This window comes from Deinococcus phoenicis (assembly GCF_000599865.1).
GTDB classification, from domain to species: domain Bacteria; phylum Deinococcota; class Deinococci; order Deinococcales; family Deinococcaceae; genus Deinococcus; species Deinococcus phoenicis.
Window position 1 is genome coordinate 25,540 of record NZ_JHAC01000048.1, and the last position, 22,834, is coordinate 48,373.

Here is a 22,834-nt window from a genome sequence, read left to right on the forward strand (position 1 = left end):
AACCCGCGCGCCGCCTCCCCCTCACTTCGGCCAGATGCGGTTCATCCAGCCGGCGGGGTTGGTGCCCTCGCCGCGCACCCGCATTTCGAGGTGCAGGTGCGGTCCGGCGCTCAGGCCGGTGCTGCCCACCTCACCGATCTTCTGGCCGCGCGTGACTTTCTGGCCGACCCTGGCGATCACCTTGCTCTGGTGGAAGTACAGGCTGGTCAGCCCCGCGCCGTGGTCGATCACGACCAGGCCGCCGCGCACCGGGTACTTGCCCGCCATCACCACGACGCCGTCATTCACGGCCGTCACGGCGGTCCCGACAGGGGCGGGGTAGTCGGTGCCGTAGTGGTACAGGACCGGGCCACCCGCCACGTAGGTCCGCGGCTGCCCGAAGGCGCTGCTCTGGGCCTTCACGTTCACGGCGGGCTGAAAGGGCCGGGTCCAGGCCTGCGGGGTGCGCCGGGCATACGCCTTCTCGACGGCGGCGTCCTCGGCCTTGCGCCCGGGGTCTTCCAGTTTGCCACTGATGCTGGGGGGGAGGTTGAGGTGCTGCACGACCTGCCCCAGGCCCGTCAGGGGAATGCTGCCGCGCACCAGATCACTGCCCACCTGGACCTCGTACACGACCGGGGTGGTCTTGCTCAGCACCACGCGCCCCAGCACCACGTATTCCCCCGCCGCCCCGGTGGGCGTAAGTTTCTCGGCCGGCCGCCGCACGTCCTCCCCGATCTCGCTGGGAAACCGCACCGTCGCCTGCCCGGCGCGCGGCCCGCTCAGGCGCAGCACGAAGGCGTCCCCCATCCGCAGACTGGCGGGGGCGCTGACCGTCACGCCCGCGATCTGTGACGTGCCCGCCGGCACCGGCATGGGCAGCGGCGCGGGGTCGGGCAGCGGCGTCGCGGGGCTGGGGGCCGGGGAGCTGGGGGCCGGAGAGTTGGGGGCTGGGGGGCTGGCGGCCTCACCGGGTAGGCGCAGGGTCTGGCCCACCTCGATCCCCGTCCCCGTGAGGTTGTTGAGGCGGGTCAGTTCCGCCACCGTCGTGCCGTGGGCGCGGGCGATGGAATAGAGGGTATCGCCCCCCTTGACGGTATACACGGGCACCGAAGACGTGCCCGCCGCACCCAGCAGGAGCGCGGCGGCAAGGAGCAGAGAGCGGCGGACCGGCAGGGGGCGGAACTTCATGCGGCGCAGCATAGCGGGCGGTCCGGGACGGCGGGTGAAAGGGCCGCTCCCGCCCCCCAACCCGGCTCAGCCCTCCGCCGTGTCGAGCAGCAGCGTCACCGGGCCGTCGTTGATCAGGTCGAGGACCATATGTGCGCCGAAGAGGCCCTCGCCCACCGGGAGGCCGCTGCTGCGTAGGGCCGCGTTGAACTCGGCGTACAGCGCGCGGGCGTGGTCGGGCGCGGCGGCCCCGCTGAAGCCCGGACGGTTGCCCCGGCGCGTATCGGCGTACAGCGTGAACTGGCTGACGCTCAGAATGCCGCCGCCGATGTCCTGCACGCTGCGGTTCATCTTCCCGGCCTCGTCGCCGAAGACGCGCAGTTTGACGATTTTGGTCGCGAGCGCGTGGGCTGTGGCGGCGGTGTCTTCCGGCGCGACGCCGAGCAGAACCAGGAACCCCGGCCCCGTCTCACCCGTCACCCGGCCTTCGACCGTGCAGGTCGCGCGCGTGACCCGCTGAAGGACCGCCCGCACCTCAGTTCTCCAGCCGGGCACGCAGGCTGCCGATGGCCTCCGTCAGCAGCTCCGCTTCCGTGAAGTCGAGGTTGCCGCGGGTCTTCTCGGCCAGCATGGTCAGCAGCTTCAGCGAGCGTTCGGCGGTCTGCCGCGCCCGCCCGCCTTCCAGCAGCCCGTCGCGCGCGGCGCTGGAGGTGGCGGCGTTTAGGTCCCCCAGCGCCGCCTCGGCGGTGGCTTGCAGGCTGTTCACGAGTCCGACGAATTCGAGATTCGGCATGGGGCGCAGTGTAATGGGGCGGGGCCGGACAGGGGCTGGAGGCCACGGCCACCGGACTTCAGAACAGCGTCGGCTGGCCCCCGCCGGGCGCGGGCATGGTGGGCACCAGCCCCTCCGGTTCCTTCTCACCGCGCAGGACGGCGGCCACCTCGCGGATATCGCGCCACGTCAGGCTCTTGGGACCGCCGGGGGCGCGGGTGTCGTTGCGCAGCAGGTAGGCGGGGTGGAACATCGGCATCAGCAGGGCTTCATGGGTACCGCCGTGCCCGTCCGCATGGCGGTAGGGGTGCCAGGTGCCGCGCGCCCGCGTGATGCCCTGGCGGGTGCCCAGCAGGTACTGGGTCGGCGTGTTGCCCAGACTGAGGATCACCCGGGGCCGCAGCAGCGCCAGTTGCCTCTCCAACCAGAGGTCCGTGCAAATGGCCGTCTCGTCGGGTTCCGGGGCGCGGTTGCCGGGCGGACGGCACTTGACGATGTTGGTGAAATAGGCGTCCTGCCGCGTCAGGTTCACCGCAGCCAGGATGCGGTCGAGCAGTTGCCCGGCCCGGCCCACGAAGGGGCGGCCCAGCCGGTCCTCGTCGCCGCCCGGACCCTCTCCCACGATCACCAGCGGGGCGGCGGGATCACCGTCCGCCACGACCACCTGGGTGCAGCCGGGGCGCAGCTTGCAGGCCGTGCAGCCCTTCGCGTCCCGTTCGAGGGCCTGAAGGGCCGCCCCGTCCACCTGTGTCATGCCCACCTGCATCATGCCGCGCAGGGTAACGCCGCGCGGGGCCTGCCCGGCGGGAGCTGGGGCACGGTTGCTGCCTGACGAAGAGAGGCTGCGCCTAGCCCTGGGTGGGCACGTCGGCCTGCTCCAGCCTGGGCCGGTGGCTGCGGGCCTCCCGGCGGGTCTTGGGGTCGAGGCCCACCAGCAGAAAGAAGTTCTCCAGCGCATTCTCGCGGCCCTTGATCCCGGCGTGTTCGTGTTCGGGCGTGCCGGTGACGAAGGGCAACTGGCGGTACAGCTCCAGGGCGTGCGCGATCACCTCGTCGCTGGCGTGCGTCTCCGCATAGCTGCCCAGCGCGACATACACCTCGCGGCGGCTCTCGGCATGTTTCAGGAAGGCGTCCGGGTGGGGCGTCTCGGGGGCGCGCAGCATGTCCTGACGGGCAATCCGGCGGTAGTGCTTGAGGCCTTGCAGGAGCTGTTCGGTGGTCATGGGTTCCTTCATTGGTCCTCCAGCAGGTGTAGACCCGGCCTGGGCACAGGCTCGTCGCGGCTGAGTATAGGCCGCCCTCACGCCCGCAGGTTCCCACAAAGCCTCCAGGGGCCAGCGGGGAGACCGCTGCACACCCCCCGGCCAGCCTATGAGAAGAATGATAACGGGCCAGGGTTGAGGCTCCGGCTCCCTCCTCTCCCAGCGCCGCTTTCCCGGATGAGACGGGAAATGAGCCGAACTCTGAGAAGCTTGAGCATGAGAGACGATTTTCCCTGTGTTTATCAGGAAGCCTGCCGTATAGAGGGCGTATAGGCGCATAAAAAGCAGCCCTTCCCCGGAGGATTAAGGAAAATAAAATAAAGACAGGTTAAACTCCCTGGGTCGATGAAAGCGTTCCGTATCCTTCTGATGGCCGCTGCCCTGGGCAGTGGTGGTGCCCTCGCCGCCTCCTACACGGTCAAGTCCGGCGACACGCTCTACAAGGTGGCTCTGGCCCATAACCTGGAACCCGCCGAGCTGATGCGGCTGAACAGCCTGAACAGCAGCACCCTGGAAGTCGGGCAGAAGCTGAACGTGGGTGCAGCGGCAGCAGCCCAGGCGCCCGCAGCGCGGCCCGCCGCTCCCCAGGCTGCCCGGCCGGCCGCCCAGCCCGCGCGTCCTGCGGCGCAGCCCGCCGCCCGTCCGGTTACGCGCCCGGCGGCTCCGGCCGCACGTCCGGCTCAGGCCGCTGCGCCCTCCCGGGGCGGCGCGTTCGTCCGGACCGCCGCGACCCGGTACCTGGGGATCCGGTACGCCCTGGGCGGCACCGGCGGCGGCGGGATCGACTGCTCGGGTTTCACCATGCGCGTGTTCCAGCAGATGGGGATCAACCTGCCGCGCACGGCCTCGGGCCAGTGGCGGGTCGGGCACGCGGTCAACAGCCGCAACCTACAGGCCGGGGACCTGGTGTTCTTCAACACCACCGGACGCGGCGCCAGCCACGTCGGCGTGTACGTCGGAAGCGGCATGATGGCCAACGCCAACAGCTACCAGGGCCGCACCGTGATCGAGCCGCTGTTCAGCAATCCCTACTGGGCCAGCCGCTACATCGGCGCCCGCCGCGTCCTGAGCTGACGCCAACCGCCTGCCACATCCCAACGACTGGAACCCATCGACCGAACACGCCCCCGCCAATCCAGGCGGGGGCGTTCGCTTTGGGGAGAGGGGAGCCACCACGCAAGCGCGTTTGCCCTCCCCGAGAGCGCAGCCTTCCTCTTTTCTCCTGGCCGCACCACTCCTTATCTTTACGGCTCTTTAGTGCACAGCTCTTTACTGCCGGATGACCTGTGCATCTTTCGGCAGCATCCGGAGGCCGGACACGGTCAGGCCGCTGTTCACCTTGTAGTTCGTGACGTTCAGGTCGGCCATCACCTTGTTGCCGCTGCTGACCAGTTGCAGGCGGGTGGGTCGCCAGCCCGCCTCGGTGATCCACACGCGGGCCTTGTCGGTGGTGTTGGCGTTCTTCGGTGTGGCCTCAAGCTGGTAGACCTTTTTACCCGCCACGGTGGACGTGCCCAGCAGTTTCACGTCGTACTGGCTGAGCAACGTGGCGGCGTTGCTGAGCCGGGTAAAGTCCAGGCCGCCGAAGCCGGCGCTGTCCGCCGCCTTCTTGACCGGCGTCACCGTGATCTGGTTGGTCAGGAAGAGGTACTGGCGCACCTCGTTGCGGTCGGCCACCACCACGTTGTCGGCCAGGGCGTCGGGGGCCGCGAATTGCAGGCGGGCCAGACCCTGCGCGGGGATGCTCTTAACGGTCAGATCGATCTTCTGGGGGCTGGATTCCAGGGTGGCGCTGCCGCTGAGGCGGAAGGTCACGTCCCTGGCCGCCTTCTGCGCGGCGTCCACACGGTTCAGGATGTCCTGCGCGGTCTGGGCGCCCGCCGTGGACGCCCCCACACTCAGCGCGGCGGCCACCAGCGTCAGGTGGGCCAGCCCCGGTCGGGAAAGGATTCGCTTCACGCCCGGAGTCTTTCACCCCCTCTCATGAGAAGGACGGGCGCACGCTGACGCGGCGTTCACCGCCCGGGACGCCTCCCTGAGAGGCTGTTTGAGAAGTCGGGTGGAGTTTCTCAGAGACACGATAGAAATGCGCTTTTTGCTCCTCCCCCCTTACGGGGAGGCTGGGAAGGGGGAACGGGCACGCCCTCCCGGCGTACTTCACCTTCCATGAGGACCCTTGGCAAACACGCTCTCAGGGCTGCCCCAGCACCACCTGACCCGCCGCAGGTTCGCCCAGCGGAAAGCTGTAGCCCAGGCGCGCGCCGAAGCCACCCGCCCCTGCGGGCTGCACGCCGCCGCGCAGGTCCAGACTGAGGGTGCCACGCCCGGCAGGAACGCGGGTCTCTACACCGGCCCGCAGGGGAGCACTCGCCCAGCGCCAGGGTTCATAGGCCACGTAGAGGCGCGACAGGCTCCCCGCCCCCAGCACGTCCGGGGCGCTGAGGCTGCCCACGGCCCCCCACTGGCCCGGCCCGGCGAGGGCGTCCAGCGCCAGACTCAGGCCCGACTCGGCGCTGTAGGTGACCCCGCCGGTCACGCCCAGCACCCCCTGTCCGGCCCGCGCTCCCGCCCGGAGTGTCAGGGTGCCTGTCCGTTCGGTGGCGGGTTCGGCGTCCGGGTCGTCGCCCTCGGCGGGGGGCAGGACGCGCGTCAGATCGCGCCGCCACTCCACGCCGAGCGTGCCCTGGTTCTGCGGGCCGAATTCTCCCCCGGCCACGGCGATCAGGGTGCGGCTCACGCGGTAGCGGGCCGTGAACTCGGCATTCCAGCCGCGCGTCCGCAGGTCGGTGGGGGCCAGCGTCCAGGCCGCGAGGGGGTCCACGGTATCGGCGGAGGTCGTGAACCCGGCCCCAGCCAGATTCAGGGCGACCGGGCCGAAGGAGGCACCCACCCGGGAAGACACGCGCACGCCTCCCGTCCAGGCCACGGCGGCGTCCACCCCAGTGCTCACGGCCCCGGCGGGGGGAAGACTGAAGCCCTGCACCACCCCGACCTCGGCCGCCCGGTTGGAGACGTGGGCCGCCAGCGTGCCGCGCCCGAAGCTCACGTCGCTGACGCCCGCGTGCAGCAGGCGGCCATCCCAGGGCGTGAGATCCCCGCTCCGGTACGCCACCCCGAAGTCCAGCGTCAGGGCACCCGCCGCGCTCCCCCAGGCCAGCGCCAGAACGGTCATCGTTCGCTTCATGGGGCCAGCGTAGCAGTGTCCCCGCTGTGCCGGCGGACCCATCAGACTCGGCCCAGCGCGAGCAGGTAAGTTGGGCGCATGAAGAAGCTGATGCTGGCCCCCCTGCTCGCGTCCGGTGTGCTCGCCCTGGGGCTGGGGGCGTGCGCGCCGACGACCTCGGTGGTCCAGGTGCCCACCTTCGAGGTCCAGAGTGTGCGCCTGACCCGCCTGGCCCTGCCCAGCGGCCCGAATCCGGCCCTCGCCAACCTCACGCTGAGGCTGCGCGTCCAGAATCCGAACCCCGTGCCGGTGCGCCTCGCCAACATCGCCGGGCGGCTGATCATCGACGGGGGGGATGTGGGCACCGTCAACCTGCCCAACGTGAACCTCCCCGCGCGGGGCGAGACGCAGCAGCTGGCCGACCTCAGCCTGCCGGTGACCCTCCAGAGCGCCGGGGCCTTTCTGAAGGTCGCGCGCGGGCAGCAAGTGGCCTACCGGGTGGACGGCACCTTCACCGCCGACCTGGGCGTGCTGGGCCGCCCGTCCTTCGGTCCCTTCACGCTGGCGCAGGGCGTCTGGCAACAACCGGCGATTCTGCCGTTCTGAGGGCCGGGGGAGGGGAAGGAGGCGGCCTGGACGGGTGGCCCGGGCAGGTGTTCCAGAGCGTGCTGGGCACGGCCAGACGTCCCCTGACCGTATGGTAGGGTGAGGGGTATGAAGAACACGTTCGTCGTCACCACGACGCTGCTGCTGGCGCTCGCGCTGGGCGGTTCCTACGCCGGGTACCGCATCGCGACGACCCCGGAACACGCCGAGAGCGGGGCCAAGCCGACCACCACCGGGGGCGTCAACCAGAGCGAGGGCGTACCGTCGGCCCAGAGCGCCTCCACCGGGGCTGCCGGTGCGCCGGGCGCGCAGGGCGACACGACGCCGGAGCAGACGGGCGGCACCAACGCCGGACAGAACGGCGCCGTCGTGGCCCCCACCGGGGCGGAGCAGGGCAAGGCCGGAGCCGACGCGGGCACGGCCGGCGCGGCGGGAGGCGAAACGGGCGGCCAGACCACCCCTTCCCCCACCGCCGAGGGCAGCGAGGGCACCCAGGTCGGCCAGACGGGGACGTCGAACACCGAAAAGGCCACGGCGGGAAACCCGGAAGTCAACGACACTCAGGCGGCGGCCGTCGCCAACGCGACCAGCGGCAACACCGGCGAGGGCCAGACCAAGTTCGCCTCGTCCTGCGCGGGGTGCCACGGCGCGAACGCCGAGGGCGGGATCGGCCCCAGCCTGGTGGCGGCCAACGGCCCCAAGAGCTGGACGCTCGAACAGTTCGGGAACGCCGTCCACAACGGCCACGCGCCCGACCGCGAACTCTCGCCCGTCATGCCCCGCTTTACCAAGGATCAGGTCAGCGACGCGGACCTGAACAACATGTACGCCTATCTGAAAAGCCTCTGATCCCGGCGCTGGTCCCGCAGGCCCGCCCCCGCCCGGCGGGCCTTATCCTTGCCCCGTGACCCCAGGCCCGCTGCTGACCACCTCTCCCCTGCCCGGCTTCGGGCAGGGGGTGCTGGAGGCCACGCCGGGCCGCCTGCCGGAAGCGGCGGGCCTGCTCGTGCCCCACGACGGCGGGCCGGTCGCGGACATGCGGGACCGGCCTGACCGCTGGGCACGGCTGTCGCTGCTGTCGGACGCGGTCCGGCGGGGTGTGCCGGTCCTGGCCTGGGGCACGGGCGCGGCGCTGGCGGGGCGGGTGCTGGGCGCACGGGTCTGGCCGGGAGACGGGACAGACGGGGCGGCGGAATGGACCGAGGCCCCGCGCGGCGCGGTGGTCGAACTCTGGCGCGGGGCACTGCCGCTGCTGTGGCGGGCGGAGCGCATAACGGCCTGGGCCGGTGTGGCCCTGCCCGGCAGCCTGCGGGAAGAGTTTCTGACCAGTCTCACGCCTGCCGCGCCACGGAGGCCGGGAACACCGCTGGAGGCCCTGGGCGGCGAGGCGGCATTGCGGCCCATGCTGGCCGACTTTTATGCGCGGGCACGGGCCGACGAGCTGCTGGGGCCGGTCTTCGAGGCCCATGTGGCCGACTGGGAGGCGAACCTGGACCACGTGACGGCGTTCTGGGTGACGATGCTGGGCGGTGGCGCGGTCTGGCGCGGGAACCTGAACGGGGTCCATGCCGGTCTGGGGATTCGGGGGGCGCACCTCACCCGCTGGCTGGCGCTGTTCGGGGCAGCGGCCAGCGCGCACTTTCCTGCGGGGGCGGCCGCCCTGCTGATCAGCCGCGCCGAAGCGATGGGCGCGCGGCTGGGCCAGCGTGCACAGGGGAACCGTCCTCACGTCCGGCGCGTACCGTAGAGCGTATGGCTCCCTTCCACATCCCGTTTCTCGGCAAAGACGAAGACAAGCTCCCCGACGGCGTGGCCCGCCCCACCTGGGTGATTCTGGACGTGACCGGCCCCTACCCCGAGCGGCAGCCGGGCAACCCCCTCCAGGCGCTGCTGAACCGGGAGGACACGCTGGAGGCCCTGGAAGCCCGCATCGAGAAGCTGCGCGGTGCCGACTGGCTGCACGGCGTGCTGGTGCGGATCTCCGAGTTCACCGCCTCGCCCGCGGCGGCCCACGCGGTCCGCCAGATGCTCGCCCGGCTGGCGAAGGACAAGCGGGTGGTGGCCCACCTGCCGCAGCTCACCATGACGGCCCTGCTGGCGGCGAGCGGCGCGCAGGAGATCACCGCGCCCGAGTCGGCGGACGTGCTGGTGCCCGGCTTCGCCACCCAGCCCACCTACCTGGGCGCTTTCCTGAAAAAGCACGGCATCGAGTTCGAGAACCTGCGCATCCGGGAGTACAAGGCGGCGCTGACGCGGTTCTCGCAGGACCACATGGACGAGGCGAACCGCGAGCAGCTCACGGCGTACCTGACGGGGCTGGAAACCGCGTGGGCGCTCGACCTCGCGGCGGCGCGCGGCGTGAGCGAGGACGTGGCCCGCGCCTGGCTGTCGGGCGACCTGACCAGCGCCCACGCGGCCCAGGCAGCGGGCCTCATCACCAAGGTCGCCTACGAGGACGAACTCGTCGGCCCCGGCACCCGCCCCCTCGCGGCGGTGATCGACCTGCTGATGCCCCGGCGGGGCAATGCGAAAGCCGGGCGGGTGGCGGTCGTGTCCCTGGTCGGGACCATCGTACCCGGCAAGAGCAAGAACAATCCCCTCCCCCTCCCGCTGCTGGGCGGTCCGCAGGCCGGATCGGACACGGTGGTGGCGGCCCTCAAACACGCGAAAAAGGACGACAAGACCAAGGCCATCGTGCTGTATGTGAACAGCGGCGGCGGCTCGGCCCTGGCCTCCGACCTGATCTGGCGCGAGGTCGCCACCTCCGAGAAACCGGTCGTGGCCGTGATGGGCGAGTACGCGGCCAGCGGGGGGTATTACGTCCTCACGCACGCCAAACATGTCGTCGCCAGCCCCTACACCCTGACGGGCAGCATCGGCGTGGTGAGCGGCAAGCCCGTCTTGCAGGAGTTCAACGCGCGGCACGGCCTGAATCCCGAACCGGTGGGGAATGAACGCGCCCTGATGTACAGCGCCGCCCGCCCCTTCAGTGACGACGAGCGCGCCCACGTCGAAAAGGGCATCTCGGAGGTGTACGACCGCTTCGTGTCCCGCGTGGCCGAAGGGCGCAAGCTGACCACAGAGCGCGTGAACGAGATCGGGCGGGGCCGCATCTGGAGCGGGCTGGACGCCCTGGAGCTGGGCCTGGTGGACGAACTGGGCGACCTGCGCGCGGGCATCGAGCGCGCCTGCGAACTCGCGGGCCTCCCCTACGACGCGCCCACCTGGAACGCTGCCCCGGCCAAAACCGGTCCCCTCCCCGAATTCGTGCAGGAGGCGGCCCGCGCCGCCCAGGTGACGGTGTGGCCGTTCGGGCGCGAGCGGGTGCTGACGTGGCTGGATCAGGAAGTGAAGGTGCGGTAACGTCCGCCGCCGCTTTCGAGGTGTGGAATGAACATCAGTGCCCGTGTGGAGAACAGTGCAGGCCGCCATCAGGTCACGCTGCGGACGGGCGGTAACGTTCAGGACCTCAGCATTCCTCCCAGATCCACCGGGTTCGGCTCCAGTGTCAACGGTGGAGAGTTGCTCTTCCTGGCCCTGGCGACCTGCTATTGCAACGATGTCTACCGCGAGGCGGCAAAACGCGGCCTGAACGTCGAACGGGTCGAAGTCGAGGTCGAAGGCGAGTTCGGCGCCGAGGGCGAACCGGCCAGGAACGTGACCTACCGCGTCAGAGTCGCGGCGCAGGGGAGCGAAGCCGAGGTTCAGGAATTGCTCCGCCACACCGACCGGGTGGCCGAGATTCAGAACACGCTCAGGGCCGGAACCGCCGTCACACTGGGCCGCATTGAAGTCGTGGGCATTTAGGACACAGGCAGGGTGCGGGGAGAGGGGGCCATTAAGTCTTCCCCCGCCTCGCATCACCACCGGGTCCGCTTCAAGCCGCCCTCCATGTCCTGCATTCCAGCCCTCAGCTCACCGCCGCCTCATACGCCGCGATCTGTCCCCGGATCACGTTCAGGCTCCCCTCCCAGAAGTCGGGCGCGTGCAGGTCGATGCCGAAGCGGGCGGCGAGGGTGCGGGCGTCGGCGAGGCCGGTGCTGGACAGGAGGTCGTCGTAGCGGCTCTGGAAGTCGGCTTCCTTGCCCTCCGCTTTCGCCTGCCGGTACTGGGCGTAGAGGCCCAGGCCGAACAGCAGGCCGAAGGTGTAGGGGTAGTTGTAAAAGCCCAGGCTGTAGTAGTGCGGCTTGACGGCCCACATATAGGGGTGGGTGGTGGCGAGGGCGTCGCCGTAGGTTTCGCGCTGCGCCCAGGTCATCAGGTCGTTCAACTCCTGCGGCGTGAGGTCGCGTTCGGCCCGCTTCTCGAACACCGCCCGCTCGAACAGGAAGCGCGAGTGGATGTCCACCACGACCTGCGCGTGCCCCAGCAATTGCGTTTCCAGCACGTACAGCCGCTCGTCGCCTTCCGAGCGTTCCAGCGCCGCGTTCTGGATGATCGTCTCGCAAAAGATGGAGGCCGTCTCGGCCAGGGTCATCGGCGTCTCGCGTTGCAGGGGCGTGCGGGGGGCCTTGAGGAGATTGTGGTAGCCGTGCCCCAGCTCGTGCGCGAGGGTAGACACGCTGTCGAGGCTGGGGTCGTGGTTCATCAGGATGCGGCTCTCGTCCCCGGCCCAGCCCATGCAGAAGGCCCCGCCGCGTTTGCCGTCGCGCGGCCCGGCGTCGATCCAGTCCTCGCGGAAGGCGCGGGCAGCGTAATCCCCGAGTCTGTCCGAGTAGGCGCGAAACTGCTCCTCCACGAAGCGCGTCCCGGCCTCATACGTCCATTCCGTCTCACTGCGGCCCACGGGCGCGAAGAGGTCCCACCAGTCCAGCCTCTCCTTGCCCAGCGCGCGGGCCTTGGCCGCGAAGTAGCGGCGGAAGTCGGGCAGGCTGCGTTCCACTGCGCCGTGCATCGCGTCCAGCGTCTCGCGGTCGATGCCGTGTGTCAGCAGGCTGGGGGCCACCGCGTCGGGGAAGCCCCGGCGGATGCTCAACGTCCCTTCCTCGCCCTTCACGCCGTTCAGCGCGGCGGCCAGCACCACCTCGGCGTCCTGCCAAACCTTCAGTTCGGCCTCGAAGGCGTCTCGGCGCACGTTCCCGTCGGGATCGGTGGCGAGGGCGCGCAGGGCGGTGACGGGCAGGCGCTCGCCCCGGTACTCGCCGGTCAGCTGGCTAGAGACGTTGCCGTGCAACTTGGCCCAGCCCCCGGCCCCGCTGGGACGCAGGCGGGCGGCCAGGTCCTCCTCCTGCGGCGTCATCTGGTGCTGCGCGGCCTGGACGCTGCGGCGAATCAGGTGCTCGTGGTCGCGGGCCACCTCGGAAGCCGCGAGAAGCGCCTCCACGTCCTGCCCGCCCAGCCACGCCGTCAGGCGCGAGCGCAGCGGCCCCAGCGGCAGCGTCAGCGTGGTGAGGTCGCCCATGCGCTGCTGGGCCAGCGCGTTGCGGCTGTCGGTGGAGACGAAGGAGGAGATGAAGCCGCGCAGCGAGGTGAGGCGCGTGGCAAGAGCATTCAGGCCGCCCAACACGCGGGCGAGGGCTTCGGGGGTGGCGGCGCGGCCACCCTTGCGGACACCGACCTCGTCGAAGGCGACCTCCAGCGCCACCACCTCCTCGCGCAGCGCGGCGAGGTCGGCGGTCAGACGCGAATCGTCCAGCCCGGCATACAGGTCGTCGGTGCGCCAGCGCGGAAGTTCCCTGAGTTCGGTTGTGGTCATGAAAGGCAGTCTAGCCCCGGCCCCGGAGCGGCTGGCCCTCGGCCAGATGGCCTACTTCAGCCGCCCGTTCCAGGGCCTCCAGCCGCTCGGCCACGTTCACCAGATGGTCGCCCAGGCGTTCCAGGCTGCGGGCCATGCGGTGGGCGGTCAGGGCTATCTCGGCGTCGTCGGGGCGCTCGTGGAGGCGGGTCAGGCTGGCGCGGAGCATCTGCTCATAGAGGGCGTCCACCTCCTCCGCGTCCAGGCGCATCACCTCACGGGCAGCGGCCACGTCACGTTCCGCAAAGGCGTAGGCCAGCTTTTCCAGCATCTCCATCAGCAGGTCCACCAGGGGCAGCACGTCTTGCAGGGTGGCGCTGCGGGTGCGCGGGGCGAGCCGCTCCAGATCACGCGCCACGCCGAAGGCGTAATCGCCCACCCGCTCCAGGTTGGTCAGGCTGCGAAAGACCAGCAGGTGGAAGGCGAGTTCCTCCGGCGAGAGCGGCCCGGCGAAGGCGGCCAGGCAGGCGTCCTCGATCTCGCGTTCCAGGGCGTCGGTTTCGCGTTCCAGGGCCTCAGCACGGGCCGCCAGCCCGGCGTACTCCGCACGCCCGGAAGCGTCGCGCACGGCGGCGAGTTCCTCCAGCGTCAGGCTCAGCATCCGCAGGAAGCGCACCGTCAGATGCCGCATGCTGGCCTGACCGTCCATCAGCGCGTTCCCCCGTTCATGCCGCCCCTGTTCATGCGCGCAGTATCGTAGCGGTTGGTGAGGCCGGCGTCAGGGACACCCGGCCCGGCCGTACGGCCAGGGTCCAGAAGCCTGCCACCCCGGCCCCCTTTACCCGAAACGCCCCGTCACATACGCCTCGGTCCGCCCGTCGCGCGGGCTGGTAAAGAGCTGGTCGGTGACGCCGTGTTCCACCAGATCACCGTTCAGGAAAAAGGAGGTCGTGTCGCTGACCCGCGCGGCCTGGTGCATGTTGTGCGTCACGATGATGATGGTCGTGACCTTTTTCAGGTCGGTCATCAGGTCCTCGATCCGGGCGGTGCTGGCGGGGTCCAGCGCACTCGTCGGCTCGTCCATCAGCAGGATTTCGGGTTCCACGGCCAGCGCGCGCGCGATGCACAGGCGCTGCTGCTGCCCGCCGGAGAGGCCGGTGGCGGGCATCCTGAGGCGGTCTTTGACCTCCTCCCAGAGGGCGGCCCCGCGCAGCGAGCGTTCCGCGACGTCCATTAGCCGCCGTGAGTCGCGCACCCCCGCGAGCTTGAGGCCGCTCACCACGTTGTCGAAAACGCTCATGGTGGGAAAGGGATTGGGCTTCTGGAAGACCATACCGACGCGGCGGCGCATGGTCACCGGGTCCACGTCGGGGCCGTACACGTCCTCGCCGTCAAGCAGAATCTGGCCGGTCACGCGCGCGCCGGGCGTCAGGTCGTGCATCCGGTTGATGGCCCGCAGGAAGGTGGTTTTGCCGCAGCCCGAGGGGCCGATCAACGCGTTCACGCTGCCACGCTGCACCTCCAGGTTCACGCCGCGCACGGCCTGCTTCTCGCCGTAAAAGATGTTCACGTCACTGGTGCTGAGGAGGGGGGTCATCGAGGGTCAGGCTCCTTGGGGAGAGAGGCGGTGAGCGGCGGGCCATGGAAAAGAGCTGAAGCGTTCGGGGGCCGGTTGACAGCTCACCGTTTCACGCGACTGGCCCGCCGCGCCAGCAGGCTCGTCAGAAAAATCAGGGTGATCAGCAGCAGCGCGCCCGCCTTCGCCAGCCGCTGGTTCTCGTCGTAGGCGCTGGTGGCCCCCCGGTAGATTTCCAGCGGCAGGGCGCTCATGGGCCGGGTAGGGTCGAGGTTCACGCTGGAGTTGCCGAAGGCGGTGAACAGCAGCGGCGCGGCCTCACCCGCCACGCGCGCCAGCGCCAGCATCACGCCGGTCACGATGCCCCCGGCGGCGGCAGGCAGCACAATGTTCAGGATCACCACCCACTGCGGCAGCCCCAGGCTCAACCCCGCTTCGCGCACGCTCAGGGGCACCAGCTTCAGCACTTCCTCGGTCGTGCGGACCACGATGGGGATCATCAGGAAGCCCAGAGCGAGGGCGCCCGCCAGTCCCGAGAAGCCGAACCGCAGCACGATCAAGCTGTAGGCCACCAGCCCCATCACGATGGCGGGGATACCGGCCAGCACGTCGCTGAGCATCCGGACCGTGGGCATCAGGGGGTGACGCGGGTACTCGGCCAGGAAGATGCCGCCCGCCACGCCCACCAGCACGCCGATCACGCTCGCCATCGCCAGCATCTCCAGGCTGCCGGCGATGGCGTTCAGCAGGCCGCCACCCGCCTCACCTTCCGGGGCAGGCGTCCGGGTGAAGAAGTCGAGGTTCAGTGCGCCCAGGCCCTCGCGCAGCAGGTATACGAAAATCAGGATCAGCGGCGCGACGACCAGCAGCGTGGCGAGCAGGATCAGCGCGCCCATCAGCAGGTTCTTGACCCGCCGAACCGGGCTGAGTCGGGCCGCGGGCCGGGCAGAGGTGACGGCAGCAGCGCGCATCATCGGCTGTTCCTCATTGAAGCCCCTTCGGCGTCAGGCGCGCGATGATCAAGCGGGCCGCGAAGTTCACGATCACGCTCAGGGCAAAAAGGCTCAGGCCCAGCGCGACCACGCTGGAGCGGTGCAGCGTCTCCTGCGCGTCCCCGAACTGGTTGGCGATCACGGAGGCCACCGTGCTGGCGTTGCCCCACAGGCTTTTCAGGATCTCCTGGCTGTCCCCGATCACCATCGCCACCGCCAGCGTCTCGCCCAGCGCGCGGCCCAGCGCCAGAATCACGCCGCCCAGAATCCCGGCGCGGGCGTAGGGCAAGATGGCCCGGGAAATCACTTCCCACTTCGTCGCTCCCAGCGCGTACATCGCCTCGCGTTGGTCGGCGGGCACCAGCCGGATCACGTCGCGCGCCACGCTGGCCGTATACGGCAGGATCATCACCGTCAGGATGATGACGGCCAGCGCCAAGCCCCGGCCTCCCGCCCCCGACGGCACGAAAAAGCACTGGAGGCTGGTCTGGCCCTCGGCCCAGAGCTGATTGCAGCGCGTGAGGGTCGGCACGTTCGCCGGGTCCAGAAAGTAAGCGGTCTGCCAGCGGCCCAGTACGGGCGCGATCACGAACAAGGCCCACAGGCCGTACACCACGCTGGGGACGGCGGCCAGCAGCTCGATCAGGTACCCGACCGGGTTCGCCAGCCACTTCGGCGCGTATTCGGCCACGAACAGCGCGCTCGCCACCGCCAGCGGCACGCTGATGACAAGCGCAGCCAGGCTGGTCACCAGCGTCCCGGCGATCATGCTGGCCGCGCCGAACTTGCCTTCGACCGGGTTCCAGGTGCGCCCGGTGAAAAAGTGCCAGCCGAAGGTGTGCAGCGCGGGCCACGCCTCGCGGCCCAGCTGGTACACGCTCAGCACGAACACCAGCACGATCACCGAGGCGAGCGCGAGAATCAGGACTTGAAAGACGCGGTCACTGCCGCTGGAGAGAGCGGCGCGGGTGGTTGGACGGTGGGCAGGTTCGCTCATGGATTCATGACCTCTCCGGGGCAAGGTGACTCCAGTTCACAGGGCAAGCGTCAGGGGCAGGTCAGGAGATCCGGGCCGTGGAATGAGAAAGACCGCTGACGCCGGAAGCCGAAGCGTCGGGAAGCGGGTGCGGGGCTTCACCGCTCCCGGCCCCGCCACCCCAGCCAACAGGGCGGCCCCACTCCGGAGAGCCGCCTAGCTGGAGACGCCCGATCAGAGCTTCTTGCCGCCGTAGGTCATGGTGTTGAGGATGCCCCTGGCCTTGCTCGCCACATTGGCGGGCAACCGCGCGTAGTCCAGCGCCTCGTTGTAGCCCTGGCCGGTGGTGGTCATCCAGCCCAGCAGCGCCTTGAGGGCCTTCGCCTGCGCTTCGGTGCGGTTCCCGTACTTCTGGTCCTGGTAGAAGATCACGTAGGTGAAGCTGGTGATGGGATAGGCGTCGGCGTTCGCGCTGTTGGTCAGGCTGACGCGGGTGTCGGCGGGAATCACGACGCCCTGCGCGGCGGCGCTGGCGGGGCCGTTGTCGGCCAGCACGAACTTCCCGGCCCGGTTCTGCACGCTGCCGAAGGGCAATCTGTTCTGCCGGGCGTACACCAGCTCGACGTACCCCAGCGCGCCGGGCGTGCTTTTCACGATGCCCGCCACGCCATCGTTGCCCTTGGCCCCGGTGCCGGTGGGCCACTGGAGGCTGTTGCCCACGCCGACCCTGCTTTTCCATTCGGAGGAAACCTTGCTGAGGTAGTCCGAGAACACATACGTGGTGCCCGAGCCGTCCGAGCGCCGCGCGACCATGATGGGCAGGGGCGGAAGCGTGACGCCGGGATTCAGCGCCGCCAGGGCCTTGTCGTTCCAGGTCGTGATCTTGCCCAGGTAGATGTCGGCCAGCACCCGGCCCGTGAACTTCAGGGGCACGGTGACGCCGGGCAGGTTGTAGGCGGGCACGACCGCGCCGATGGCGGTGGGGAGGTGCAGCAACTTCGCGGGGGCGGCCTTCAGCGCCTCATCGCTCATGGGGTTGTCGCTGCCCGCGAAGTCCACGGTGCGCTCGGTGATCTGCTTCTGGCCCGCGCCGCTGCCGACCGCCTGATAGTTCACGTCCACGCCGGTCGCCTTCTTGTACTCCGCGAACATCTTGGAGTACAGCGGAAAGGGAAAGCTTGCGCCCGCGCCCGTCAGGTTGGTCTGGGCAGCGGCGGTGCCAACAGCGGTCATCAGGGTCAGGCCCAGCAGGAAGCTTTTCTTCATGCCTGACAGGGTGGAGGCAGACTGTCAGGCCAGCGTCACTGGGCTGTCAGCCCCCGGTCAGCCCGGCACGCGGCGGAATTGTGGCGGAATCAGTAGGCCAGTCCGCCGCGCCGGAAGACGAACCCGGACTTGGTAAAGACCACCATCAGCGTGCGCCCCTCCGCCTGGAAGCCGAACTGGGTGTTCTGGAACGTGTCGCCGCCGCTCACGCAACTGGCCTGCAAGGTGTACGTTTTGCCTTTCTGGAAGTGGAGCGGCGGTTGCCCCGGCCCCAGCGGACGCACCCGCCCGTCCGGGTGAACGCTCACGTCCTGGAGTTTCTTGCCGTTTTCCAGCACACTCACGCGGATGGCCAGGCAGGGGGAAGCCCCCTCGTTCACGGCGAGAATCCCGTCCAGCGCCGGATTGGCCGCCTGACCCCAGCCACATGCCGTCATGCCCAGGAGCAGCAAAAGACGCCCTGCGGTGAGGGAGGCCCTCTGATATGTCTTCATTGTCCTGACGGTACCCGGGGCCGTGTGACAACATCCTGACGCGCACCGGGGCTGGCGGGCGAGCAGGGCCGCGCCTCCCATTTCACCGCCCACGCAGTTCCAGGACACCGGCAAAGGAGCTGGCCCACCGGCGCTTTCCCGGTGGGCCAACGGTGCGGACGGCCGCCGGATCAGTCCGCCGCTTCCGCCTGCGCGTACTGGAGGCGGTGCAGCCGCGCATAGTAGCCGCCCCTGTCCAGCAGTTCGCGGTGGCTGCCCTGTTCCACGATCCGGCCCCGCCGCATCACCACGATCCGGTCGCAGTGCTCGATGGTGCTGAGGCGGTGCGCGATGATGATGGAGGTGCGGCCCCGCATCACCTTTTCCAGCGCGTGCTGGATGCGGAGTTCGGTTTCGGTGTCCACGTTGGCGGTCGCCTCGTCCAGCACCAGCAGGATGTCGGGGTTCTGGATCAGCGCGCGGGCGAAGGCCAGCAGTTGCTTCTGTCCGGTGCTGAGGGTCGCGCCACGCTCGCGCACCTCGGTCTGGTAACCGTCCGGCAGCGAGAGGATGTAGTCGTGGACGCCCACGTACTTGCACGCCTCCACCACCCGCTCGTGGGGAATGTCGGTGTTGTTCAGCGTCAGGTTGCTCTCGATGGTCCCGGCGAACAGGAAGACGTCCTGGAGGACGACACCCACATGCTTGCGGAGGTCGTGCTGCTCGAGGTCGCGCACGTCGGTCCCGTCCACCTTCACCGCGCCGCGCTGCACGTCGTAGAAGCGGCTGACCAGGGCGGTCACGCTGGTCTTGCCCGCACCGGTCGCGCCCACCAGCGCCACGCTCTCGCCAGGCTGGATGTGCAGGTTGATGCCGCGCAGAATCCAGCGGTCGTCGCTGTCGGGCGTGTCGGCCTTTACGGTCTGGTCGTAGGCGAACCACACGCGCTCGAAATCCACGCGGCCCTCGAAGTTCTCCAGCCGTCTGGCATCCGGCCTGTCCCGAATCTCTTCCTCGGTGTCCAGCACCTCGAAGATGCGCTCGCTGCTCGCCATCGCAGCCTGTAGGTTGTTGAACACATCCGCCAGGTCCTGAATGGGCTGAAAGAGTTGCTGCGTCCACTGCACGAAGGCGAACAGCGTGCCGACCGTGACGGCCCCCGCCACACCGCTGCCCACCACGTCCGCCCCCAGAATCTGCCGGGCGGCGAAGTACAGCACCAGGGCGACGGCGGTCTGGCCCAGGATGGCGACGGTCGGCATGAACAGCGAGAACCACTTGACGGAGTTGACGCTCGCGCCCAACAGCGCCCGGTTGGCGTGGTCGAAGTCCAGAGCCGTGCGGGCCTCGCGCCGGAACAGCTGCACGGTCAGCATCCCGGTGATGTTCTCGTTCAGGCGGCTATTCACGATGGCCTGCTGCACGCGGGTCACGCGGAAGGCGTCGCGCAGCCGCGCGCGGAAGAAGTTGGTCGCCACGAACAGCACCGGCAGCACCGTGAAACTGATCAGGGCCAGCTTCCAGTTCAGCCGCAGCATGAAGGTGGCGTACACCAGAATCAGCAGGCTGCTGGTAATCAGGCTGACCAGGCCGCCGGTGATGAACTGGTTGATGGCGTCCACGTCGCTGGTCACGCGGGTGATCAGGCGGCCCACCGGGTTCTGGTCGAAAAACGCGAGGTGCAGCCGCTGGAGCTTGCTGAACACGTCCGCCCGGATGTCGCGCAGCACGTTCTGACCCAGATACCCGATGGCGAGGGTGGACAGATAATTCAGCACGAACTCCAGCACCCGCAGGCCCATGTACCCCAGCGCCGCGAGGGTCAGCCCCCGGTAGAGAAGCTCGGCATTCAGCCCCTGGTTGCGCTCAAAGGGCGAGAGGTAGGCGTCGATGGCGTGGCGCAGGATCAGGGTGGGGAGCGGGGACAGCACCGCCAGCAGCAGCGCCAGCACGACCGCCGCGACCGCCAGCCCCTTGTAGGGCCTCAGGTAGGCGAGGATGCGCCGCGTGAGGTGGGCGTCGAAGCCCTTCTTGGCGGCGTCGAGAGGATCGGGGGGGGTCACTTCACGGCCTCCTGGGGCAGAACGTCTTCGAGGTTGTCGGCGGCGGCCTGCGGATCACGAATGGCCTCGTCCTCCGCGTCGAGGTCGGAGGCGAGGCGTTGCAGGCGTTCCAGGCCCGCGTAGTGGCCGCCCGCCGCGAGCAGGTCGTCGTGGGTGCCCTGCTCGATCACGCGGCCCTCCTCCAGCACCACGATCTGGTCGGCGTGCCGCAGGGTGCTGACGCGGTGCGCGATCAGGATCACGGTGCGGCCACGGGCCACCTCGCGCAGGCCGTCGAGAATCTTGCGCTCGGTTTCGGTGTCCACCGCCGAGAGGCTGTCGTCCAGAATCAGGATGTGCGGGTTCCGCACGATGGCGCGGGCGATGGCCGTGCGCTGCCGCTGCCCGCCCGACAGGGTCACGCCGCGCTCGCCCAGCATGGTGTCGTAGCCTTTCGGAAAGCCTTCCACGTCGTCCGCGAGGCCCGCCAGCCGCGCGGCCTCGCGGACCCGCTCCAGATCGGGCTGCTGCGGCACCTCGGGCGGCGCGGACGTGTTCACCACACTGACGCCGGTGGGAATGGTGGGCAGGTCCTGCCCCTCCAGCCCGAAGGCGATGTTGTTGGCAATCGTGTCCCCGAACAGGAAGGGTTCCTGCGGCACCACCGAGACGTTCTCGCGCAGCACGCGCAGCGGAATCTGGCGCACGTCGTGGCCGTCGATCCGCACCACGCCGCCCGTGGGGTCCATGCTGCGGGTAATCAGCGCCGCCAGCAGCGTCTTGCCGCTCCCGGTCGGCCCGGTGATGCCCAGGAACGTCCCGGCGGGCACCTCCAGGTTCACGTGGTCCAGCACGGTGCGGTCGCCGTAGCGCAGGCTCACGTCCTCGAAGCCCACCTCCCCGCGCAGCGTGCGAATGGAGGCGTCGGTGCGGCCGGGTTCGTCGTGGACCTGGGGCCGGGCATCCAGCAGTTCCCGCAGTCGCCGCCAGGAGGCCAGGCCGCGCTGCGTGACCCCTGTAATCCAGCCGATCATCAGCATCGGCCAGGCCAGGCGGTCGAGCGTGCCCACGAACTGCACGAACTTGCCGACCGTGAAGCCGCCGCCGCCCTGCGGAAACAGGATCAAGCGCCCGCCCACCAGCAGAATCAGGCCGAAGGTCAACCCCACCAGCAGGCTCATGAAGGCCCGCAACGGTCCGTCCACCTTGGTCAGCGCGATATTGCGCCGCAGCAGCTCCAGATTCATCGCACGGTAGTCCTGAATCTCGCGGTTCTCGATGGCGTAGCCCTTGACCACCCGCGCGCCGCTGAAGTTCTCCTGCGCCTTCGCGGCGATCAGGCTGTTCTGCTCCTGCACCCGCGTATGCCGCAGGTTGATCAGCCGCGCCAGGTAGTACAGCAGCCCCACGATGACAGGCAGAACCGCAATCACGATCAGCGTCAGTTGCCAGCTCAGGCCGAACATCACCGCAAAGGCCGTCACGAAGCCCGACACGATGTTCACGATCTGCCACGCGCCGAAGCCCAGCATTTCCCGCACCGCGCTCAGGTCGCCCGTCAGGCGGTTCATGATGTCGCCCGTGCGCGAGCGGTCGTAGTAGCTCTTGTCGAGGGTCTGGAGATTCATGTAGATGTCGCGGCGAATCTCGTACTCGGTCTGCCGGGAGGCGATCACGATCATGCGCCGCATCACCAGCGTCAGGCCACCGGCTGTCGCCGCCGCCAGCACGATGCCCAGCGCGTACAGGCCCACCTGGGCCAGCGTGACGCCCAGCGTGGTGCCGTCCGCGTCGGTGGCGCGCGTCAGCCCGTCGATGGTCAGGCGAATGAAGTAGTACGGCAGCAGGTTCACGCTGTTGGCGATCACCACGGCGATCAGACCGATCAGATACTGCCGTCTGTGCAGGCGCAGATAAGGCCAGAGGGTCCGGAAACTGTCCAAGAGGGTCACCTCACGGGTGGGAGAGGGGCGGGAGAAGAAGAAAAGAACAGTCCAGGGCAGACAGCCCGAAGTTCGGCCAGTCTACGCCGCCTGGCCGAGAGGCAAATGCGCGTAATGGCGGAGTGCCCCAGCCCCTGGCCAGGCCCCCCAGGCGTGACCCGTCCCTGGACACGCGTGGGGAAAACGCGCCCCCGGCATACCGGAACGAAAACGCGGCGCCTGAGGCGCAAAAAAGAAGCGGGTGGGCTGAGCGCCGCAGGCTCCGAAGGCCGTGTTGACACCCTGGGGGGCCGATGCTACTATTCACAGCCGGAAGTCAGCGCGCGAGCGCGACGCTTCCACGCTCAGGGGCGGGATTTTTCCAACCCTTCTGCCTCACAGAGAAGGTGCCACCCTAGCTCAACTGGTAGAGCACCCGACTTGTAATCGGAAGGTTGGGAGTTCGATTCTCCTGGGTGGCTCCAAGTGACGCACCACACGTCGCTGACAATCAGGGCCGAGACAATCCGGGTAGGTGGCCGAGTGGTTAAAGGCGACAGACTGTAAATCTGTTCACGTAAGTGTACGGCGGTTCGAATCCGCCCCTGCCCACCACACGCGGGAATAGCTCAGTTGGTAGAGCGTCAGCTTCCCAAGCTGAATGTCGCGAGTTCGAGTCTCGTTTCCCGCTTTCTAACCTGCTCTTGTAGCTCAGTGGTAGAGCACTCCCTTGGTAAGGGAGAGGTCGTCAGTTCAATCCTGACCAAGAGCTCCATTAGAGAATGCGGCCCGCACAGTGCGGGCCGTGTTTTCACATGTAGCCGACACTTGTGTCACGCTCTGACCGGTATGCTGTTCAGGTCAGCCCTCAGGGGCACCTCACCTCAGGGCACTTTCAAGGAGGAGAACTACGATGGCAAAAGGAACGTTTGAGCGGACGAAGCCCCACGTGAACGTGGGG

At 69.0% G+C, this 22,834-nt stretch carries 22 protein-coding genes and 4 tRNA genes; 10 read left to right on the forward strand and 16 right to left on the reverse strand.

What is annotated here, in order from left to right; genetic code table 11:
* Positions 1 to 21 precede the first annotated feature (21 nt).
* The 5 genes from DEIPH_RS13785 to DEIPH_RS13805 all read right to left on the reverse strand — a co-directional run bounded on the left by DEIPH_RS13785 (position 22) and on the right by DEIPH_RS13805 (position 3,156).
* Positions 22 to 1,170: a LysM peptidoglycan-binding domain-containing M23 family metallopeptidase gene (locus DEIPH_RS13785; RefSeq protein ID WP_034359164.1), complete on the reverse strand. Its 1,149-nt coding sequence runs from the start codon at positions 1,168 to 1,170 to the stop codon at positions 22 to 24.
* Positions 1,171 to 1,236: 66 nt separating this feature from the next.
* Complete coding sequence (dtd, locus tag DEIPH_RS13790) at positions 1,237 to 1,683, reverse strand: D-aminoacyl-tRNA deacylase (RefSeq protein ID WP_034359121.1); 447 nt, start codon at positions 1,681 to 1,683, stop codon at positions 1,237 to 1,239.
* A gap of 1 nt (position 1,684) precedes the next feature.
* Positions 1,685 to 1,942 (reverse strand): DUF1844 domain-containing protein, encoded by a 258-nt coding sequence (locus DEIPH_RS13795; protein WP_034359123.1) that lies wholly within the window; start codon positions 1,940 to 1,942, stop codon positions 1,685 to 1,687.
* Positions 1,943 to 2,000: 58 nt separating this feature from the next.
* Positions 2,001 to 2,690, reverse strand: coding sequence for a uracil-DNA glycosylase (locus DEIPH_RS13800; protein ID WP_152544946.1), 690 nt, complete (start codon positions 2,688 to 2,690; stop codon positions 2,001 to 2,003).
* Between the two features lie 79 nt (positions 2,691 to 2,769).
* Positions 2,770 to 3,156 (reverse strand): hypothetical protein, encoded by a 387-nt coding sequence (locus DEIPH_RS13805; RefSeq protein WP_034359126.1) that lies wholly within the window; start codon positions 3,154 to 3,156, stop codon positions 2,770 to 2,772.
* Positions 3,157 to 3,528: 372 nt separating this feature from the next.
* On the opposite strand from DEIPH_RS13805, the gene DEIPH_RS13810 reads away from it, so the two are divergent.
* Entirely contained in the window at positions 3,529 to 4,257 is a 729-nt protein-coding gene (locus DEIPH_RS13810; protein WP_034359128.1) for a LysM peptidoglycan-binding domain-containing C40 family peptidase, read from the forward strand.
* Between the two features lie 195 nt (positions 4,258 to 4,452).
* Here DEIPH_RS13810 and DEIPH_RS13815 read toward each other — a convergent pair whose 3' ends face one another.
* Positions 4,453 to 5,133: an outer membrane lipoprotein carrier protein LolA gene (locus DEIPH_RS13815; RefSeq protein ID WP_407636513.1), complete on the reverse strand. Its 681-nt coding sequence runs from the start codon at positions 5,131 to 5,133 to the stop codon at positions 4,453 to 4,455.
* Positions 5,134 to 5,374: 241 nt separating this feature from the next.
* Complete coding sequence (locus DEIPH_RS13820) at positions 5,375 to 6,367, reverse strand: hypothetical protein (protein WP_034359129.1); 993 nt, start codon at positions 6,365 to 6,367, stop codon at positions 5,375 to 5,377.
* Between the two features lie 78 nt (positions 6,368 to 6,445).
* Between DEIPH_RS13820 and DEIPH_RS13825 the strand changes: the two genes are divergently transcribed.
* From DEIPH_RS13825 to DEIPH_RS13845, 5 genes are all read left to right on the forward strand, one after another.
* Positions 6,446 to 6,952: an LEA type 2 family protein gene (locus tag DEIPH_RS13825; RefSeq protein WP_034359131.1), complete on the forward strand. Its 507-nt coding sequence runs from the start codon at positions 6,446 to 6,448 to the stop codon at positions 6,950 to 6,952.
* Positions 6,953 to 7,060: 108 nt separating this feature from the next.
* A complete protein-coding gene (locus DEIPH_RS20845) occupies positions 7,061 to 7,801 on the forward strand; it encodes a c-type cytochrome (protein WP_034359133.1) in 741 nt (246 codons plus the stop codon).
* 55 nt (positions 7,802 to 7,856) lie between these two features.
* Positions 7,857 to 8,699 carry a group III truncated hemoglobin gene (locus DEIPH_RS13835; RefSeq protein ID WP_034359135.1) on the forward strand — a complete coding sequence of 281 codons (843 nt, stop codon included), beginning with the start codon at positions 7,857 to 7,859 and terminating at the stop codon, positions 8,697 to 8,699.
* Positions 8,700 to 8,704: 5 nt separating this feature from the next.
* Positions 8,705 to 10,315 carry a S49 family peptidase gene (locus tag DEIPH_RS13840; RefSeq protein WP_034359137.1) on the forward strand — a complete coding sequence of 537 codons (1,611 nt, stop codon included), beginning with the start codon at positions 8,705 to 8,707 and terminating at the stop codon, positions 10,313 to 10,315.
* A 27-nt stretch (positions 10,316 to 10,342) separates the two neighbouring features.
* Positions 10,343 to 10,759, forward strand: coding sequence for an OsmC family protein (locus DEIPH_RS13845; protein WP_034359140.1), 417 nt, complete (start codon positions 10,343 to 10,345; stop codon positions 10,757 to 10,759).
* 103 nt (positions 10,760 to 10,862) lie between these two features.
* Here DEIPH_RS13845 and DEIPH_RS13850 read toward each other — a convergent pair whose 3' ends face one another.
* The 9 genes from DEIPH_RS13850 to DEIPH_RS13890 form a co-directional block, all read right to left on the reverse strand.
* Complete coding sequence (locus DEIPH_RS13850; RefSeq protein WP_034359142.1) at positions 10,863 to 12,647, reverse strand: M3 family oligoendopeptidase; 1,785 nt, start codon at positions 12,645 to 12,647, stop codon at positions 10,863 to 10,865.
* A 10-nt stretch (positions 12,648 to 12,657) separates the two neighbouring features.
* On the reverse strand, positions 12,658 to 13,335 hold the full coding sequence (locus DEIPH_RS13855; RefSeq protein WP_034359143.1) for a phosphate signaling complex PhoU family protein: 678 nt from the start codon (positions 13,333 to 13,335) through the stop codon (positions 12,658 to 12,660).
* A gap of 129 nt (positions 13,336 to 13,464) precedes the next feature.
* Positions 13,465 to 14,223: a phosphate ABC transporter ATP-binding protein PstB gene (gene pstB, locus DEIPH_RS13860; RefSeq protein ID WP_034359144.1), complete on the reverse strand. Its 759-nt coding sequence runs from the start codon at positions 14,221 to 14,223 to the stop codon at positions 13,465 to 13,467.
* An 83-nt stretch (positions 14,224 to 14,306) separates the two neighbouring features.
* Positions 14,307 to 15,176 (reverse strand): phosphate ABC transporter permease PstA, encoded by an 870-nt coding sequence (gene pstA / locus DEIPH_RS13865; protein WP_034359146.1) that lies wholly within the window; start codon positions 15,174 to 15,176, stop codon positions 14,307 to 14,309.
* 10 nt (positions 15,177 to 15,186) lie between these two features.
* A complete protein-coding gene (gene pstC, locus DEIPH_RS13870) occupies positions 15,187 to 16,191 on the reverse strand; it encodes a phosphate ABC transporter permease subunit PstC (RefSeq protein ID WP_034359148.1) in 1,005 nt (334 codons plus the stop codon).
* Between the two features lie 213 nt (positions 16,192 to 16,404).
* Positions 16,405 to 17,436 (reverse strand): phosphate ABC transporter substrate-binding protein PstS, encoded by a 1,032-nt coding sequence (pstS, locus tag DEIPH_RS13875; RefSeq protein ID WP_034359149.1) that lies wholly within the window; start codon positions 17,434 to 17,436, stop codon positions 16,405 to 16,407.
* A gap of 89 nt (positions 17,437 to 17,525) precedes the next feature.
* Positions 17,526 to 17,873: a hypothetical protein gene (locus DEIPH_RS13880; RefSeq protein ID WP_235183254.1), complete on the reverse strand. Its 348-nt coding sequence runs from the start codon at positions 17,871 to 17,873 to the stop codon at positions 17,526 to 17,528.
* 227 nt (positions 17,874 to 18,100) lie between these two features.
* Complete coding sequence (locus DEIPH_RS13885) at positions 18,101 to 19,972, reverse strand: ABC transporter ATP-binding protein (RefSeq protein ID WP_034359151.1); 1,872 nt, start codon at positions 19,970 to 19,972, stop codon at positions 18,101 to 18,103.
* Positions 19,969 to 21,894 carry an ABC transporter ATP-binding protein gene (locus DEIPH_RS13890; protein WP_034359153.1) on the reverse strand — a complete coding sequence of 642 codons (1,926 nt, stop codon included), beginning with the start codon at positions 21,892 to 21,894 and terminating at the stop codon, positions 19,969 to 19,971. Before DEIPH_RS13890 ends, DEIPH_RS13885 begins: the two co-directional genes overlap by 4 nt.
* 388 nt (positions 21,895 to 22,282) lie before the next feature.
* Between DEIPH_RS13890 and DEIPH_RS13895 the strand changes: the two genes are divergently transcribed.
* The 4 genes from DEIPH_RS13895 (at position 22,283) to DEIPH_RS13910 (ending at position 22,648) form a co-directional block, all read left to right on the forward strand.
* A tRNA-Thr gene (locus DEIPH_RS13895) sits at positions 22,283 to 22,358 on the forward strand.
* A gap of 44 nt (positions 22,359 to 22,402) precedes the next feature.
* A tRNA-Tyr gene (locus DEIPH_RS13900) sits at positions 22,403 to 22,488 on the forward strand.
* Positions 22,489 to 22,491: 3 nt separating this feature from the next.
* Positions 22,492 to 22,564, forward strand: a tRNA-Gly gene (locus DEIPH_RS13905).
* A gap of 9 nt (positions 22,565 to 22,573) precedes the next feature.
* A tRNA-Thr gene (locus tag DEIPH_RS13910) sits at positions 22,574 to 22,648 on the forward strand.
* Positions 22,649 to 22,834 lie beyond the last annotated feature (186 nt).

Coding starts and splice junctions, on each gene's coding strand:
- DEIPH_RS13785 (WP_034359164.1), bottom strand. CDS start 1,170: ATGAAGTTCCGCCCCCTGCCGGTCCGCCGCTCTCTGCTCCTTGCCGCC.
- DEIPH_RS13795 (WP_034359123.1), bottom strand. CDS start 1,942: ATGCCGAATCTCGAATTCGTCGGACTCGTGAACAGCCTGCAAGCCACC.
- DEIPH_RS13800 (WP_152544946.1), bottom strand. CDS start 2,690: ATGATGCAGGTGGGCATGACACAGGTGGACGGGGCGGCCCTTCAGGCC.
- DEIPH_RS13805 (WP_034359126.1), bottom strand. CDS start 3,156: ATGAAGGAACCCATGACCACCGAACAGCTCCTGCAAGGCCTCAAGCAC.
- DEIPH_RS13810 (WP_034359128.1), top strand. CDS start 3,529: ATGAAAGCGTTCCGTATCCTTCTGATGGCCGCTGCCCTGGGCAGTGGT.
- DEIPH_RS13820 (WP_034359129.1), bottom strand. CDS start 6,367: ATGAAGCGAACGATGACCGTTCTGGCGCTGGCCTGGGGGAGCGCGGCG.
- DEIPH_RS13825 (WP_034359131.1), top strand. CDS start 6,446: ATGAAGAAGCTGATGCTGGCCCCCCTGCTCGCGTCCGGTGTGCTCGCC.
- DEIPH_RS20845 (WP_034359133.1), top strand. CDS start 7,061: ATGAAGAACACGTTCGTCGTCACCACGACGCTGCTGCTGGCGCTCGCG.
- DEIPH_RS13840 (WP_034359137.1), top strand. CDS start 8,705: ATGGCTCCCTTCCACATCCCGTTTCTCGGCAAAGACGAAGACAAGCTC.
- DEIPH_RS13845 (WP_034359140.1), top strand. CDS start 10,343: ATGAACATCAGTGCCCGTGTGGAGAACAGTGCAGGCCGCCATCAGGTC.
- DEIPH_RS13850 (WP_034359142.1), bottom strand. CDS start 12,647: ATGACCACAACCGAACTCAGGGAACTTCCGCGCTGGCGCACCGACGAC.
- DEIPH_RS13855 (WP_034359143.1), bottom strand. CDS start 13,335: ATGGACGGTCAGGCCAGCATGCGGCATCTGACGGTGCGCTTCCTGCGG.
- pstB (WP_034359144.1), bottom strand. CDS start 14,223: ATGACCCCCCTCCTCAGCACCAGTGACGTGAACATCTTTTACGGCGAG.
- pstA (WP_034359146.1), bottom strand. CDS start 15,176: ATGATGCGCGCTGCTGCCGTCACCTCTGCCCGGCCCGCGGCCCGACTC.
- pstC (WP_034359148.1), bottom strand. CDS start 16,191: ATGAGCGAACCTGCCCACCGTCCAACCACCCGCGCCGCTCTCTCCAGC.
- pstS (WP_034359149.1), bottom strand. CDS start 17,436: ATGAAGAAAAGCTTCCTGCTGGGCCTGACCCTGATGACCGCTGTTGGC.
- DEIPH_RS13880 (WP_235183254.1), bottom strand. CDS start 17,873: ATGACGGCATGTGGCTGGGGTCAGGCGGCCAATCCGGCGCTGGACGGG.